Genomic DNA, 15152 nt, shown 5'->3' on the forward strand with positions numbered 1-15152 from the left:
GCATGAAGAGGACGAGCATGGACAAGAGAAAAAGCATGTGCTCGGCCCGGAATGAATCCGCGGCCTTGCCGGTTGCACTCGTCGGCAAGCAGTCTCCGTACAACCCGGGAGAGATGTAGATGTCCGTATCGGACGAGACCACCACCGTCACCGACGGCATCATCCTGACCGACGCCGCCGCGTCCAAGGTCAAGGCCCTGCTCGACCAGGAAGGCCGCGACGACCTCGCCCTGCGCGTCGCCGTTCAGCCCGGCGGCTGCTCCGGCCTGCGCTACCAGCTGTTCTTCGACGAGCGCTCCCTCGACGGCGACGTGGAGAAGGACTTCGGCGGCGTCAAGGTCGTCACCGACCGGATGAGCGCCCCGTACCTGGGCGGCGCCACCATCGACTTCGTGGACACGATCGAGAAGCAGGGCTTCACGATCGACAACCCGAACGCGACCGGTTCCTGCGCCTGCGGCGACTCCTTCAGCTGAGCCGGCCACGGCCGGTCCGTCCCGGACGGCACGGCCATGTGACGGAGAAGGCGGCGGCCCCCTTTCGTGGGGGCCGCCGCCTTCCGTCTGCGCCGGGCGTCCGTCTGCTCACCTGACCGGCCGGCCGGAGGCCCGCGGTGCCCCGGGCAGCCGGGCTCCCGGCTTCTCCCGCGGGATCGGGCCGCCGTCCGACCCGACCACCTCGCGGTCACCGAGCGGCCGGTCCAGGTGGATCGTCCGCTGGTACTCCTTGGCGATCAGGATGCAGACCTTGTCCGGCCACCGGGTCTCGGTCACCGTGACGGTCACCCGGTCGGAGCTCTCCTCGGCCGACGCCTTGTAGTCGGCGCACACCCCGCCCTCGAAACGCACCGTCAGGTCGTCGCCGGCGGTGCTGTAGCCCGACACACGCACGTCCTGGGTCGTCGGGGCGGCGGCCGAACCGCTGGGCCGCGGCTCGGGCCGCCCGGACGGCGTGTCGGGCGAGGACAGGTACTTCGGGTCGACGGCCGGGTACGTCACCGTGAAACCGTCCTGCCCGGCCGTCGGCCGCACCTGGAACAGCCACGACGGCACCAGCGTCTGCCGCCCCTGCGAGGAGTGCGACGCCAGACCGAACACCGCCCGGTCGACGGTGAAGGCGTCCTGCCCGGTGGTCTTCCCGGAGGTCCCGCACGGCGCCTCCAGACGGTCCTTCAGCGGCACGGGACTGGCGCAGCCGCCGATGCCCATGCGGTGGTCGGTGCGCGGGGCCGCGTTCATCAGCTCCAGCGTCCTGCGCGCGCTCAGCACGGGATACGTCTCGCCCTTGTCCGGCGCCTTCAGCTGTCCGCTGCCGCCGACCACCTCGCCCTGCGGGCCGACGGTCAGCCCCGTCGTCCAGCCGTACGTCGGCAGCCCGCCGAACCCCGGATCGGCGTTGACGACCCGCTGGGCGCCCATGACCTGGCCCGCGTCCACCTTCGCGTCGTCCTGCCCCAGCGCCTTGAGCACCGGCGCCGCCGCCTTCTCGGCCGCCGCCACGCTCACCGGGTGGACGGTGGGGGCGGCCGGCTCGTGCGTGCACCGCAGTACGCCCTTGCAGTCGTCGGTGCCCGGCGCGTACCGGCTGAACGTCCAGGTCCCCGGCGCCTGCCGGTTCACCCGCAGCATCGGACCGGCCCCGTCCTTCCCGGTCCCCACCCGCCACGCCTGTGCGTCGGCCACCGGAGTGCCCTCGACGCCGAGCGCCTTGGCCAGGCGGGCCACCTCGTCCCGGGTGACCTCGCCCCGCGGCGCGTACACCGGCGCCGAGGCGGGTCCGTCGGGCAGCCGTCCGGCGCTGCGGTACGTGGCGCCGTAGGGGTTGGGCTCGCCGGGGGCGATCCCGTTGGTACCACCGGTGCCGCCGGTATCACCCGTACGGCCGGAGGCGTAGTCGTCGAGGACGAGGGGCGGGGGAGTGCCGTGGCCGCGGGGGGCCGCCGAACCCGTACCTTCGCCGGAGCCGTCGTACGCGCTCGTGGCGAAATACGCTCCGCCACCGCCCACCAGCAGCACGGCCGCGGCGACCGACGCGGCCACCAGCGGCGACCGGCCCCGGCCGAACCGGCCGCCGCTGCCGCCGTCGTCGCCCTGGCCCCCGTCACCGCCCTCACCGCGGTCGTCGCTGCCGCCGCCGTCGCCACCGTCGCCGCCGGCGGCGCTCACCCGCACCTCGGGCTCCGGAGCCTGCCGCCGCCCGGTCGCCTCCTTCGCGGCACCCGCGGCCTCGGCCTCGGCGGCGGCCGCGTCGTCGTGGTCGGGTCGCTCGGTGTTCACCGCATCGCTCCTTCGGCCGCACACATGTCCCTGTGATCCTGACCCGGCCCTGACAAAGTGATCGGCCGGGAGGGTCGTATCCCGCATCCCCTGTACGGGGGACAGCGATGGGACGCAGCGGGGGAGCGCACGGTTCCCCTCGGTTTTCTCCGGTGCCCTCGGTTCCCTCCGCGCGCCGGCTTCAGTCCCCGTAGTCCGACATCGCCTCCAGCAGGCGGGCGGAGGAGGCCGGCACATCCACCCCGTGGATACGGGACGGCGGCACCGGCCGCCGCGAGCCCCGGTCGGGAACCGCCCAGTGGGGGGCCATCCGGGCGCAGTCACCGCGCAGCGACGCCAGATCGCCCTCGGAGTCGGCCGCGACAGGGGCAGCATGGAGGTTGTGGTTCGTCATGGCCGCACCGTAAGCACGGACGGGCCCGTCGAGACAGATCTACCATCGGGTAGTTTTGTCCGCTTCAGCGTCACCCGCCGATTGGGTAGCGTGAACTGTCAATCCCCCTCCTCGCTCCCAGGAGAGTCCACGCCGTGCGCATCGCAGTCACCGGCTCCATCGCCACCGACCACCTCATGACCTTCCCCGGCCGCTTCGCCGACCAGCTCGTCGCGGACCAGCTGCACACGGTCTCGCTCTCCTTCCTGGTCGACCAGCTGGACGTACGGCGCGGTGGGGTGGGCGCCAACATCGCCTTCGGCATGGGCCAGCTCGGCACCCGGCCGATCCTGGTGGGCGCCGCCGGCGCCGACTTCGGCGAGTACCGCGCCTGGCTGGACCGGCACGGCGTCGACACCGCCTCCGTCCGCATCGCCGAGACGCTGCACACCGCCCGCTTCGTGTGCACCACCGACGCCGACCACAACCAGATCGGCTCCTTCTACACCGGCGCGATGAGCGAGGCCCGGCTCATCGAGCTGAAGACGGTCGCCGACCGCGTCGGCGGCCTGGACCTGGTGCTCATCGGCGCCGACGACCCGGAGGCGATGCTCCGGCACACCGAGGAGTGCCGTACGCGGTCCATCCCGTTCGCCGCCGACTTCTCCCAGCAGATCGCCCGGATGGACGGTGACGAGATCCGGATACTGCTGGACGGCGCGACGTACCTGTTCTCCAACGAGTACGAGAAGGGCCTCATCGAGACCAAGACCGGCTGGAGCGACGCCGAGATCCTCGGCCGGGTCGGCCACCGGGTGACCACCCTCGGCTCACGCGGCGTGCGCATCGAACGCGCCGGCGAGGACCCGATCGAGGTCGGCTGCCCGGACGAGGAGCGCAAGGCCGACCCGACCGGCGTGGGCGACGCCTTCCGCGCCGGCTTCCTCTCCGGCCTGGCCTGGGGCGTCTCCCTCGAGCGCGCCGCCCAGGTCGGCTGCATGCTGGCCACCCTGGTCATCGAGACCGTCGGCACCCAGGAGTACCAGCTGCGCCGCGCCCACTTCATGGAGCGCTTCACCAAGGCGTACGGGGACGACGCCGCGCAGGAGGTCCGCGCGCACGTCTGATCGTTCGTTGGACCACGGGGCGCGCCCCCTCGGCTCTCCCGCGGCCGGTGCGTGAGGATGCGCGTCCCGGGGTGGCCCTTGCCCGGACAGTGAGCCCTTCACCGGGCCGGGGAGCAAGGGCGCCCCGGCCGCCTGCGCGGGACGCCTCAGGAGATCCGGCGGACGACGTACGCCGTACCGGTCTCCGCCGGCTCCTCGCCGACGTACTCCTGCTCCCGCATCGCGCACCAGGCCGGGATGTCCAGGCGGGCCGCCTCGTCGTCCGACAGCACGCGGACCGTGCCGCCGACGGGCACGTCCCCGATGACCTTCGCCAGCTCGATCACCGGGATCGGGCAGCGCTTGCCCAGCGCGTCCAGGAGCAGTTCCTCGGTGCGCGCGGCCGTCCGCGGAGCCGGGGCGCCCAGCTTCTCCCGCACTCCGGCCACCGCGCCCGGCAGCACCGCCAGGAACCGCTCCACGTCCTCCTCCGCCGTCCCGGGCGGCAGCGACACCCGCACATTGCCCTCGCTCAGCACCCCCATCGCCTTCAGCACATGACTCGGGGTCAGCGTGCTGCTCGTGCAGGAGGAGCCGGACGAGACCGAGAAGCCCTCGCGGTCCAGCTCGTGCAGCAGTGTCTCCCCGTCGACATAGAGACAGGAGAAGGTGACGATCCCCGGCAGCCGGTGGACCGGATCACCGACCACCTCCACGTCCGGCACCAGCCGCGGCACCCGGGCCCGGATCCGCTCCGTCAGCTCCCGCAGCCGCACGGCCTCCGCCGCCGCCTCGGCCCGCACCGCCCGCAGCGAGGCGGCGGCGGCCACGATCGCCGGGATGTTCTCGAACCCGGCCGCCCGGCCCGACTCCCTCTCGTCCACCGGCCCCCGGACCGCGAACCGCACCCCCTTGCGCACCACGAGCAGCCCGGCCCCCGACGGACCGCCCCACTTGTGGGCGCTCGCCGCCAACAGCGACCAGTCCCCGTCCACCGGGCCCCAGCCCAGCGACTGCGCCGCGTCCACCAGCAGCGGCACACCCGCCGCCCGGCACACCTCGGCCACCTCGGCCACCGGCTGCTCGGTGCCCACCTCGTGGTTGGCCGACTGCAGACAGGCCAGGGCCGTGTCCGGGCGCAGCGCCTGCCCGAACGACGCCGCGGCCACCCTGCCCGCCCGGTCGACCGGGACCTGGGTGACCGTCCCGCCCTCCGCCTCGTGCGCCTCGGCCGAGTGGAGCACCGAGGAGTGTTCGACCGCTGACACGATCAGGTGGCGTCCGGCGCGCCTGCGGCCCGCCAGCGCCCCCGCGATGCCGGTGTGCACGGCACGGGTGCCGGAGGAGGTGAAGCTCAGCTCGTCGGGCCGGCACCCCACCGCCTCCGCGGCCGCCTCCCGCGCCGCGTCCAGCAGCAACCGCGCCCGCCTGCCCTCCTTGTAAAGACGTGCGGGATCGGCCCACCCCTCGCTGAGGGAGGCCTGGAGGGCCTGCTGGGCCACGGGGTGAAGGGGAGCCGCGGAAGCGGCGTCGAAGTAAGCCACGCCTCAACGCTAAGCGCCCGCAGGTGCGGGGGACAGTTCTGATGTGCGGCTTCGCCGCGTGCGCGGGGGAGGCCACGGCACACCCGTACCCGTCACAGGGCACACCGGCACCCGTCATAAAAGGTGCAATCCCGAGCTACTGGGCGCCTCGACTCCCACTCACATACCAGGCGAGCAGGGGGCTTCCCACCCCTTCGGGGTGACCCGCGGCGCGTATGCCACCCTCCCCGTGAACCGCCGGAAGGCGTCCAGTAGGGTTTGGTCCGCATAAACATCCAAACCCCTGCCCGACGCAGGGCGGCGACCGACCAGCGAGAAGGCCGCAGCCGAACAGCGCGGGCGAGACTCTCGGGAAGGCGCTACGTGAGTCCCAACGGCTCCGACCGCTCGCCGCGGCGCCCGATGCGGCGGAAGCTGCTGCAGGCACTGACTGCGGGCCTGGTCCTGGCGACCGCAACCGGTTGCACATACAAGGACTTCCCCCGACTGGGTATGCCCACCCCGGCCTCGGAAGAGGCTCCGCGGATCCTCTCCCTGTGGCAGGGCTCCTGGGCGGCCGCGTTGGTCGTCGGCTGCCTGGTGTGGGGTCTGATCCTGTGGAGCGCCATGTTCCACCGGCGCAGCCGTACCAAGGTCGAGGTACCTCCGCAGACCCGGTACAACATGCCCATCGAGGCCCTGTACACGGTGGTCCCGCTCCTCATCGTCTCGGTGCTCTTCTACTTCACGGCCCGCGACGAGTCGAAGCTCCTCGACGAGTCCAAGAAGCCTGACATCACGGTCAACGTGGTCGGCTTCCAGTGGAGCTGGGCCTTCAACTACGTCCAGCCGGTCGCCGGTTCCACGGGTGACGCGAAGACGGACAAGAACCTGGCGGCCATTCCGGACCGGTTCAAGAACGACTTCCCGGCGAACGCCGGCGGCGTCTACGACTTCGGCACGCCGGGCACGCGGAACCCGCAGAACGGCAACCCGGGTCCGACCCTGTGGCTGCCCAAGGGCAAGACCGTCCGCTTCATCCTCACCTCGCGCGACGTCATCCACTCCTTCTGGGTGCTGCCGTTCCTGATGAAGCAGGACGTCATCCCGGGCCACACCAACTCCTTCCAGGTGACCCCCAACATGGAGGGCACCTTCCGGGGCAAGTGCGCCGAGCTCTGCGGCCAGGACCACTCCCGGATGCTGTTCAACGTGAAGGTCGTCTCTCCCGACCGCTACGAGCAGCACCTCAAGGACCTCGCTAAGAAGGGGCAGACCGGTTACGTTCCCGCCGGCATCGCGCAGACGAGCCACGAGAAGAACCGGGAGACGAACAACCTGTGAGCATCCTCAACGAACCTCAGGGTGCCGCGGCGGCTGAGGGCTCTTACGAGAGCGAGCTGCCGGTCCGGCGCAAGCAACCCGGTAACGTCGTGGTGAAGTGGATGACGACCACTGACCACAAGACCATCGGCACGCTGTATCTGGCGACGTCGTTCGCGTTCTTCTGCATCGGCGGCGTGATGGCGCTCTTCATGCGCGCCGAGCTGGCCCGTCCGGGCCTGCAGATCATGTCGAACGAGCAGTTCAACCAGGCGTTCACGATGCACGGCACGATCATGCTCCTGATGTTCGCGACGCCGCTGTTCGCGGGCTTCACGAACTGGATCATGCCGCTGCAGATCGGCGCTCCGGACGTGGCCTTCCCGCGGCTGAACATGTTCGCCTACTGGCTGTACCTGTTCGGCTCGCTCGTCGCGGTGGCCGGCTTCCTCACCCCGCAGGGTGCGGCCGACTTCGGCTGGTTCGCCTACGCCCCGCTGTCCGACGCGGTGCACTCGCCGGGTGTCGGCGGCGACATGTGGATCATGGGTCTGGCCTTCTCCGGCTTCGGCACGATCCTCGGCTCGGTCAACTTCATCACCACGATCATCTGCATGCGCGCGCCGGGCATGACCATGTTCCGGATGCCGATCTTCACCTGGAACGTGCTGCTGACCGCGGTGCTGGTCCTGCTCGCCTTCCCGGTGCTGGCCGCGGCCCTGTTCGCGCTGGAGGCCGACCGCAAGTTCGGCGCCCACGTCTTCGACGCCACCAACGGCGGAGCCCTGTTGTGGCAACACCTCTTCTGGTTCTTCGGCCATCCCGAGGTGTACATCATCGCGCTGCCGTTCTTCGGCATCATCAGTGAGGTCATCCCGGTCTTCTCCCGCAAGCCGATGTTCGGCTACATGGGTCTGATCGGCGCGACCATCGCCATCGCGGGTCTGTCCGTGACCGTGTGGGCCCACCACATGTACGTCACCGGTGGTGTGCTGCTGCCGTTCTTCTCCTTCATGACCTTCCTGATCGCGGTCCCGACCGGTGTGAAGTTCTTCAACTGGATCGGCACCATGTGGAAGGGCTCGCTGTCCTTCGAGACGCCGATGCTGTGGGCGACCGGCTTCCTGATCACCTTCACCTTCGGTGGTCTGACCGGCGTCATCCTGGCCTCGCCGCCGCTGGACTTCCACATCTCCGACAGCTACTTCGTGGTGGCGCACTTCCACTACGTCGTCTTCGGCACCGTCGTCTTCGCGATGTTCTCCGGCTTCCACTTCTGGTGGCCGAAGTTCACCGGCAAGATGCTCGACGAGCGTCTGGGCAAGATGACCTTCTGGATGCTGTTCATCGGCTTCCACGGCACCTTCCTCATCCAGCACTGGCTGGGCGTGGAAGGCATGCCGCGCCGGTACGCCGACTACCTGGCGGCCGACGGCTTCACCGCCCTGAACACGATCTCGACGATCTTCTCCTTCCTGCTCGGCCTGTCGATCCTGCCGTTCTTCTACAACGTCTGGAAGACGGCCAAGTACGGCAAGCCGGTCGGCGTCGACGACCCCTGGGGGTACGGCCGTTCGCTGGAGTGGGCGACCTCCTGCCCGCCGCCGCGGCACAACTTCCTCACCCTGCCGCGGATCCGCAGCGAATCCCCGGCGTTCGACCTGCACCACCCGGAGATCGCCGCGCTCGACCAGCTCGAGAACGCAGGGCACGGGGCCTCCGCGAACGCAGCCCTCGCTGGCGGCAAGGAGGCCGGCAAGTGAAGATCCAGGGCAAGATGTTCATGTGGCTGAGCATCTTCTTCCTCATCATGGCGATCGTCTATGGTGTGTGGTCGAAGGAGCCGGCCGGTACCACAGCCCTCTTCCTGGCCTTCGGCCTGAGCATCATGGTCGGCTTCTACCTCGGCTTCACGGCCAGGCGGGTCGACGCGGGCGCCCAGGACAACAAGGAGGCGGACGTCGCGGACGACGCCGGCGAGCTGGGCTTCTTCAGCCCGCACAGCTGGCAGCCGCTCGCCCTCGGCGCCGGTGGCGCACTGGCCTTCCTGGGCGTCGCCCTCGGCTGGTGGCTGCTGTACTTCGGCTTGCCGCTCATCCTCATCGGCCTCTGGGGCTGGGTCTTCGAGTACTACCGCGGTGAGAACCGCACCCAGTAACACACGCTGAACCAACCGGGGAACCCGGACCCTCCTGACGGAGGGTCCGGGTTCCTTCTTTTGCCCGAACGACGCCCTCGTACATTCCCCCGTACGGACTACCCACCGTGCCGGAGTTGACGGAGCTACTTAGCGTGAGGTCATGAGCACCACCACTCCGCGCACCCGCGCCGTCTTCAGCTTCACCCTTCTGGTGGCCGCCCTCGGCTCGGGCGTCACCGCCTGTTCCTCGGGCGGCAACCCACTGGCCGCCGATCCCTACGACGCGGCGGACCAGATCTCCTTCAGCGCCCCCACGGACCCCGGGAAGAAGGCCGACCCGGACAAGCCTCTGGTGGTCACGGCAGAGGGCTCCGACGGGCGCATCACGGACGTCACGGCGGTGGACAGCAAGGGCCGCCACGTCTCAGGGGAACTGGCCGCCGACGGCAGCCGCTGGCACAGCACCTCACCGCTGGCCGCGGACGCCCACTACACGGTCTCGGTGAGCACGGAGGACGACGACGGCGCACCCGGCCGCAAGGTCCTCACCTTCGACACCAGCAAGCCCACCTCCCAGAAGCGCCTGAACGTCACTTTCGGGCCGCAGGCGGGCACCTACGGCGTCGGTCAGCCCATCACCGCCGACCTGGACCAGCCCGTCCACGACAAGGCCCAGCGCGTCATCGTCGAGCGGGGCCTCCAGGTGAACTCCACGCCCTCCGTGCAGGGCTCCTGGTACTGGGTGGACGACAAGCACCTGCACTACCGGCCCAAGGACTACTGGCCGGCCCACACCACCATCGAGGTGCACAGCAACCTGGAGAACATCCGCATCAGCGACCGGATGTACGGGGGCGCCACCAAACCCCTGACCCTCACCATCGGCGACCGCATCGTCGCCGTCACGGACGCCGCCGCGCACCAGCTGACGTACTACAAGAACGACGAGAAGGTCAAGCAGATGCCGGTCACCACCGGCAAGCCGGGCTTCGACACCCGCAACGGCATCAAGGTCGTGCTGGCAAAGCAGTCCAGCGTGCGGATGAAGAGCTCCACCGTCGGCATCGCCGCGGGCTCCAGCGACTCCTACGACCTGACCGTCTACTGGGCCACCCGGGTGACCTGGAGCGGCGAATACGTCCACGCCGCCCCCTGGTCCGTGGGCTCACAGGGCGTCGCGAACGTCAGCCACGGCTGCACCGGTATGAGCAACGCCAACGCCCAGTGGTTCTTCAACAACGTCCACGAGGGTGACATCGTCCAGGTCGTCAACTCCAAGGGCGACCCGATGGAAGTCTTCAACAACGGCTTCGGCGACTGGAACATGCCCTGGACGAAGTGGGTCCTGGGCAGCGCGCTCAGCTCCGGCAACGGGGGCACGAGCCCCCAGACGGACACGACGAGGCTGCGCCCGCAGACCCTGTGAGGCACGTGAGCGAAGCGGAGCGCGGCGAACGGCGCGCCCTGCCACGGACGGCCCGCAGGCTCAGCAGCACGGGCCGTCCGACTCCCCTGGGGCCTTCCTGACCCGAACGAGAGGCCCTAGGCCGCCAGGGCCTTCCTGCGCAGCAGAGAGGCCAGCGCGGCGGCGAACTCCACCGGCTCCACCGGCAGGGTCACGGCCGCGTCCGCGCGGCTCCACGTCGCCAGCCACGCGTCCTGAGGCCGCCCGATGAGCAGCAGCACCGGAGGGCAGTGGAAGATCTCGTCCTTGATCTGCCGGCACACCCCCATGCCACCCATGGGCACGGCCTCGCCGTCCAGGACGCAGACGTCGATCCCGCCCCGGTCGAGCTCCCGGAGTACGGCCGCGGGGGTGGCGCACTCCACGAACTCCACGACCGGCGCGTCCTGTGCCGGCCTCCGGCCGGTGGCCAACCGCACCTGCTCCCTGGTGTTGGCGTCGTCGCTGTAGACCAGCACCGTGGCGGTCGCCTGCATTGTTCCTCCACGCATCTTGAGAAGGCTCAGCATTGGTCGGGAACTTCCGGGTACCGATGGCGCGGATGCTACTCCCTTCAACTCCTGGTCAACACCGCCTGGAACACCTCTTCGATGGGCCATACGGGCTGGGCACACCCCACAGACACTCCGAACGGCACCCCCCGGAGTGAGGGCGGGATAAGCGACCGACATAATGTCGGTCGTGGCGACAGCAACGACAGTAGAAACCGGGCACGCGCACCCGTCGGTCAACCGGCCGAACCTCACCAGCGTCGGAACCATCATCTGGCTGAGTTCCGAGCTGATGTTCTTCGCGGCCCTCTTCGCGATGTACTTCACCCTGCGATCGGTGACGGGACCCGATCACTGGAAGACGATGGCGGACCATCTCAACGTCCCCTTCTCTTCGGCGAACACCACGATCCTGGTGCTCTCCTCGCTCACCTGCCAGCTCGGCGTGTTCGCCGCCGAGCGCGGTGACGTGAAGAAGCTCAGGGGCTGGTTCATCGTCACCTTCATCATGGGTGCGATCTTCATCGGCGGTCAGATCTACGAGTACACGAGCCTGGTGAAGGAGGACGGGATCTCCCTGTCCTCCGACCCGTACGGCTCGGTGTTCTACCTGACCACCGGCTTCCACGGCCTGCACGTGACGGGCGGTCTCATCGCCTTCCTGCTGGTCCTCGGCCGCACCTACGCGGCCCGGAGGTTCACCCACGAGCAGGCGACCGCGGCCATCGTCGTGTCCTACTACTGGCACTTCGTCGATGTCGTCTGGATCGGCCTCTTCGCCACGATCTACCTGATCAAGTAGCCGACGAACCGATCCAAGTCCGCAAGCATCGACGCAGAAGATCCTGACACCGGGGTAATCCGTGAAAAAGCTCTCCGCACGACGACGCCATCCGCTGGCGGCGGTCGTCGTCCTACTTCTCGCGCTGGCGGCCACGGGGGGGCTGTACACCGCGTTCGCGCCCGCGAGCAAGGCGAAGGCCGACGACTCCGCCCAGTCCCTCACCATCGAGGAGGGCAAGAAGCTCTACGAGGTCGGCTGCGCCAGCTGCCACGGCACCGGTGGTCAGGGCACCACTGACGGTCCCTCCCTGGTGGGCGTGGGCGCCGCGGCAGTCGACTTCCAGGTCGGTACGGGCCGCATGCCGGCCCAGCAGCCGGGCGCGCAGATCCCGCGCAAGAAGGTCATCTACAGCCAGGCCGAGATCGACCAGCTGGCGGCCTACATCGCCTCCCTGGGCGCCGGCCCGAACGTGCCGACGAAGAACCAGTACAGCCCGGAGGGCGCGGACATCGCCAAGGGCGGCGAGCTGTTCCGCACCAACTGCGCGCAGTGCCACAACTTCACCGGTAAGGGTGGTGCCCTCACGCACGGCAAGTTCGCCCCGGACCTCGAGGGCGTCGCGCCGAAGCACATCTACGAGGCCATGCAGACCGGCCCGCAGAACATGCCCTCCTTCCCCGACACCACGCTGTCGTCGAAGAACAAGAAGGACATCATCGCGTACCTGAACGCGGTCAACAGCGACGAGACGCAGAACCCCGGCGGTCTGGAGCTGGGCGGCCTCGGGCCGGTCAGTGAGGGTCTGTTCGCGTGGATCTTCGGGCTCGGCGCGCTGATCGCCGTCGCCGTGTGGGTCGCCGCCCGGACCGCAAAGGCCAAGAAGTCATGAGTAGCCAAGACATTCCAGAAGAGAACCTGCCCGCAGAGCAGGACGCGGCGCACGGCGCCGTAGGCGTGGCGGACGAGAAGAACCCGTTCGCCGACCCGGGCCTGCCGCCCCACGAGCACCGGATCCAGGACATCGACGAGCGGGCCGCCAAGCGGTCCGAGCGCGCCGTCGCCCTGCTGTTCACGGTGTCGATGCTGGCCACCATCGGCTTCATCGCCTCCTACGTGGCGATCCCGAACGACAAGTCGATCTACGTCTTCCCGATCGGGCACCTCAGCGCGATGAACTTCGCGCTGGGCCTGACCCTCGGCGTGGCGCTGTTCTGCATCGGCGCGGGCGCGGTCCACTGGGCCCGCACCCTGATGTCCGACGCGGAGATCGCCGACGAGCGTCACCCGATCGAGGCGTCCCCCGAGGTCCGCGCCAAGGTCCACGCCGACTTCAAGCAGGGCGCCAAGGAGTCCGCGATCGGCCGCCGTCCGCTGATCCGCAACACCATGCTGGGTGCGCTGACGCTGGTGCCGCTGTCCGGCCTGTTCCTGCTGCGCGACCTGGGCCCGCTGCCCAAGGAGACGCTCCGCCACACGCTGTGGGCCAAGGGCAAGCGCCTGGTCAACATGAACACCAACCTGCCGCTGCGTCCCGAGGATGTCGCCGTCGGTTCGCTCACCTTCGCCAAGCCCGACGGCCTGGAGGAGACGAACGAGGACTTCCAGACCGAGATCGCCAAGGCGGCCCTGATGATCGTCCGGCTGCAGCCGGACAACATCAAGGACAAGCGCGAGCTGGAGTGGTCGCACCAGGGCATCGTGGCGTACTCCAAGATCTGCACCCACGTCGGCTGCCCGATCTCCCTGTACGAGCAGCAGACGCACCACGTGCTGTGCCCGTGCCACCAGTCCACCTTCGACCTCTCCGACGGTGCCCGAGTGATCTTCGGCCCCGCCGGTCACGCCCTGCCGCAGCTGCGCATCGGCGTGGACAGCGAGGGTTACCTCCAGGCGCTCGGCGACTTCGAGGAGCCCGTCGGTCCTGCATTCTGGGAGCGCGGATGAGTACTACAGCGAGCAACACGACCCGCTCGCGCGGGAAGGAACCGGCCGGCGAGAAGGTCGCCGACTGGGTCGACGGCCGGCTGGGCATCTACAGCCTGGCCAAGGCGAACATGCGCAAGATCTTCCCCGACCACTGGTCGTTCATGTTGGGTGAGGTCTGCCTCTACAGCTTCCTGATCATCATCCTCACGGGTGTGTATCTGACGCTGTTCTTCCACCCGTCGATGAACGAGGTGGTGTACCACGGCAGCTACGTCCCGCTCCAGGGACAGCTGATGAGCGAGGCGTTCAACTCGACCCTGCACATCTCCTTCGAGGTGCGCGGTGGTCTGCTCATCCGGCAGATCCACCACTGGGCCGCGCTGATCTTCCTGGCCGGCATGTTCGTGCACATGATGCGTGTGTTCTTCACCGGCGCGTTCCGCAAGCCGCGTGAGATCAACTGGATGTTCGGCTTCCTGCTGTTCGTCCTGGGCATGTTCACCGGCTTCACCGGCTACTCGCTCCCGGACGACCTGCTCTCCGGCACCGGTGTCCGCTTCATGGAGGGCGCGATCCTGTCCGTGCCGATCATCGGCACGTACATCTCGTACTTCCTCTTCGGCGGCGAGTTCCCCGGTCACGACTTCGTGGCCCGGTTCTACTCGATCCACATCCTGCTGCTGCCGGGCATCATGCTCGGCCTGGTGGTCGGCCACCTGATCCTGGTCTTCTACCACAAGCACACGCAGTTCGCGGGTCCCGGAAAGACCAACAACAACGTCGTCGGCATGCCGTTGCTGCCGGTCTACATGGCCAAGGCCGGAGGCTTCTTCTTCCTGGTCTTCGGTGCCATCACGGCCGTCGCGGCGATCGCGCAGATCAACCCGATCTGGGCGATCGGCCCCTACCGTCCGGACCAGGTGTCCACCGGCGCCCAGCCGGACTGGTACATGGGCTTCTCCGAGGGCCTGATCCGTACGATGCCGGGCTGGGAGATCAACTTCGCGGGCCACACGCTCGTGCTGGGTGTGTTCATCCCTCTGATGATCTTCCCGCTGGTGCTGGTCGCGATCGCGGTCTACCCGTTCCTCGAGGCCTGGGTCACCGGGGACCGGCGCGAGCACCACATCCTGGACCGCCCGCGCAACGTCCCGACCCGTACCGCCTTCGGTGCCGCCTGGATCGCCTGGTACTTCGTACTGCTGGTCGGCGGTGGAAACGACCTGTGGGCCACCCACTTCCACCTGTCGATCAACGCCATCACCTGGTTCGTCCGTATCGGGTTCTTCGTGGTGCCGGTGCTCACGTTCGTCGTCACCAAGAGGATCTGCCTCGGCCTGCAGCGCCGGGACAAGGACAAGGTGCTGCACGGCCGTGAGTCGGGCATCATCAAGCGCCTGCCGCACGGTGAGTTCATCGAGGTGCACGAGCCGCTCAGCCAGGAGCAGCTGTACACGCTCACGGCCCACCACCAGTACGAGCCGGTCGAGATCGGCCCGACGGTCGACGAGAACGGCGTCGAGCGCAAGGTCGGGGGCACGCAGAAGCTGCGCGCCAAGCTCAGCAGCGCGTACTACGGCGAGGACGGCCAGATCTCGAAGCCGACCGTCGAGGAGTACAAGGAGATCACGAGCGGCCACGGCCACCACTGATCACTGATTCGAGCGTCGCCACGCCACGGTCGAAGGGCCCCGTCCGAACCCCGGACGGGGCCCTTCGCCGTGCCCGTGGGCTGGATAGGGTGG

Annotated in this window: 14 protein-coding genes; 10 read left to right on the forward strand and 4 right to left on the reverse strand. The window is 68.9% G+C overall.

Going from position 1 to position 15152, the window contains the following annotated elements; translation table 11 throughout:
- Positions 1 to 119 precede the first annotated feature (119 nt).
- On the forward strand, positions 120 to 476 hold the full coding sequence (locus BZY54_RS32605; protein WP_006135694.1) for a HesB/IscA family protein: 357 nt from the start codon (positions 120 to 122) through the stop codon (positions 474 to 476).
- Positions 477 to 584: 108 nt separating this feature from the next.
- Here the strand turns inward: BZY54_RS32605 and BZY54_RS32610 are convergent, their stop codons facing one another.
- Both BZY54_RS32610 and BZY54_RS32615 read right to left on the reverse strand, forming a co-directional pair.
- Positions 585 to 2276, reverse strand: a complete 1692-nt coding sequence (locus tag BZY54_RS32610) for a hypothetical protein (protein WP_086728923.1) — start codon at positions 2274 to 2276, stop codon at positions 585 to 587.
- 181 nt (positions 2277 to 2457) lie between these two features.
- Positions 2458 to 2670: a hypothetical protein gene (locus tag BZY54_RS32615; protein WP_086728924.1), complete on the reverse strand. Its 213-nt coding sequence runs from the start codon at positions 2668 to 2670 to the stop codon at positions 2458 to 2460.
- A 134-nt stretch (positions 2671 to 2804) separates the two neighbouring features.
- On the opposite strand from BZY54_RS32615, the gene BZY54_RS32620 reads away from it, so the two are divergent.
- A complete protein-coding gene (locus BZY54_RS32620) occupies positions 2805 to 3776 on the forward strand; it encodes a carbohydrate kinase family protein (RefSeq protein ID WP_086728925.1) in 972 nt (323 codons plus the stop codon).
- A gap of 146 nt (positions 3777 to 3922) precedes the next feature.
- On the opposite strand, the gene BZY54_RS32625 is transcribed toward BZY54_RS32620, so the two are convergent.
- The gene (locus BZY54_RS32625) at positions 3923 to 5299 is read right to left on the reverse strand and encodes a cysteine desulfurase/sulfurtransferase TusA family protein (RefSeq protein ID WP_086728926.1); all 1377 of its coding nucleotides are present in this window, start codon (positions 5297 to 5299) and stop codon (positions 3923 to 3925) included.
- Between the two features lie 363 nt (positions 5300 to 5662).
- Here BZY54_RS32625 and ctaC point away from each other — a divergent pair, with 363 nt between their 5' ends.
- The 4 genes from ctaC (at position 5663) to BZY54_RS32645 (ending at position 10167) form a co-directional block, all read left to right on the forward strand.
- Complete coding sequence (gene ctaC / locus BZY54_RS32630; protein WP_086728927.1) at positions 5663 to 6622, forward strand: aa3-type cytochrome oxidase subunit II; 960 nt, start codon at positions 5663 to 5665, stop codon at positions 6620 to 6622.
- Complete coding sequence (gene ctaD / locus BZY54_RS32635; protein WP_086728928.1) at positions 6619 to 8364, forward strand: aa3-type cytochrome oxidase subunit I; 1746 nt, start codon at positions 6619 to 6621, stop codon at positions 8362 to 8364. The genes ctaC and ctaD overlap by 4 nt, the downstream gene beginning before the upstream one ends.
- Positions 8361 to 8759, forward strand: a complete 399-nt coding sequence (locus tag BZY54_RS32640; RefSeq protein ID WP_086728929.1) for a cytochrome c oxidase subunit 4 — start codon at positions 8361 to 8363, stop codon at positions 8757 to 8759. The genes ctaD and BZY54_RS32640 overlap by 4 nt, the downstream gene beginning before the upstream one ends.
- Before the next feature lie 142 nt (positions 8760 to 8901).
- A complete protein-coding gene (locus BZY54_RS32645) occupies positions 8902 to 10167 on the forward strand; it encodes a L,D-transpeptidase (protein WP_086728930.1) in 1266 nt (421 codons plus the stop codon).
- A gap of 116 nt (positions 10168 to 10283) precedes the next feature.
- Here BZY54_RS32645 and BZY54_RS32650 read toward each other — a convergent pair whose 3' ends face one another.
- On the reverse strand, positions 10284 to 10682 hold the full coding sequence (locus tag BZY54_RS32650) for a response regulator (RefSeq protein WP_086728931.1): 399 nt from the start codon (positions 10680 to 10682) through the stop codon (positions 10284 to 10286).
- Positions 10683 to 10878: 196 nt separating this feature from the next.
- Between BZY54_RS32650 and ctaE the strand changes: the two genes are divergently transcribed.
- The 4 genes from ctaE (at position 10879) to qcrB (ending at position 15059) form a co-directional block, all read left to right on the forward strand.
- On the forward strand, positions 10879 to 11499 hold the full coding sequence (ctaE, locus tag BZY54_RS32655; protein ID WP_086728932.1) for an aa3-type cytochrome oxidase subunit III: 621 nt from the start codon (positions 10879 to 10881) through the stop codon (positions 11497 to 11499).
- A gap of 61 nt (positions 11500 to 11560) precedes the next feature.
- Positions 11561 to 12370, forward strand: coding sequence for a cytochrome bc1 complex diheme cytochrome c subunit (gene qcrC, locus BZY54_RS32660; protein WP_086728933.1), 810 nt, complete (start codon positions 11561 to 11563; stop codon positions 12368 to 12370).
- Positions 12367 to 13425 (forward strand): cytochrome bc1 complex Rieske iron-sulfur subunit, encoded by a 1059-nt coding sequence (gene qcrA / locus BZY54_RS32665; protein ID WP_086728934.1) that lies wholly within the window; start codon positions 12367 to 12369, stop codon positions 13423 to 13425. Before qcrC ends, qcrA begins: the two co-directional genes overlap by 4 nt.
- Entirely contained in the window at positions 13422 to 15059 is a 1638-nt protein-coding gene (gene qcrB, locus BZY54_RS32670) for a cytochrome bc1 complex cytochrome b subunit (RefSeq protein ID WP_086728935.1), read from the forward strand. Before qcrA ends, qcrB begins: the two co-directional genes overlap by 4 nt.
- Positions 15060 to 15152: the final 93 nt, after the last annotated feature.

It is taken from the genome of Streptomyces carpinensis, from assembly GCF_002154505.1.
In the GTDB taxonomy this organism is placed as follows: Bacteria; Actinomycetota; Actinomycetes; order Streptomycetales; family Streptomycetaceae; genus Streptomyces; species Streptomyces carpinensis.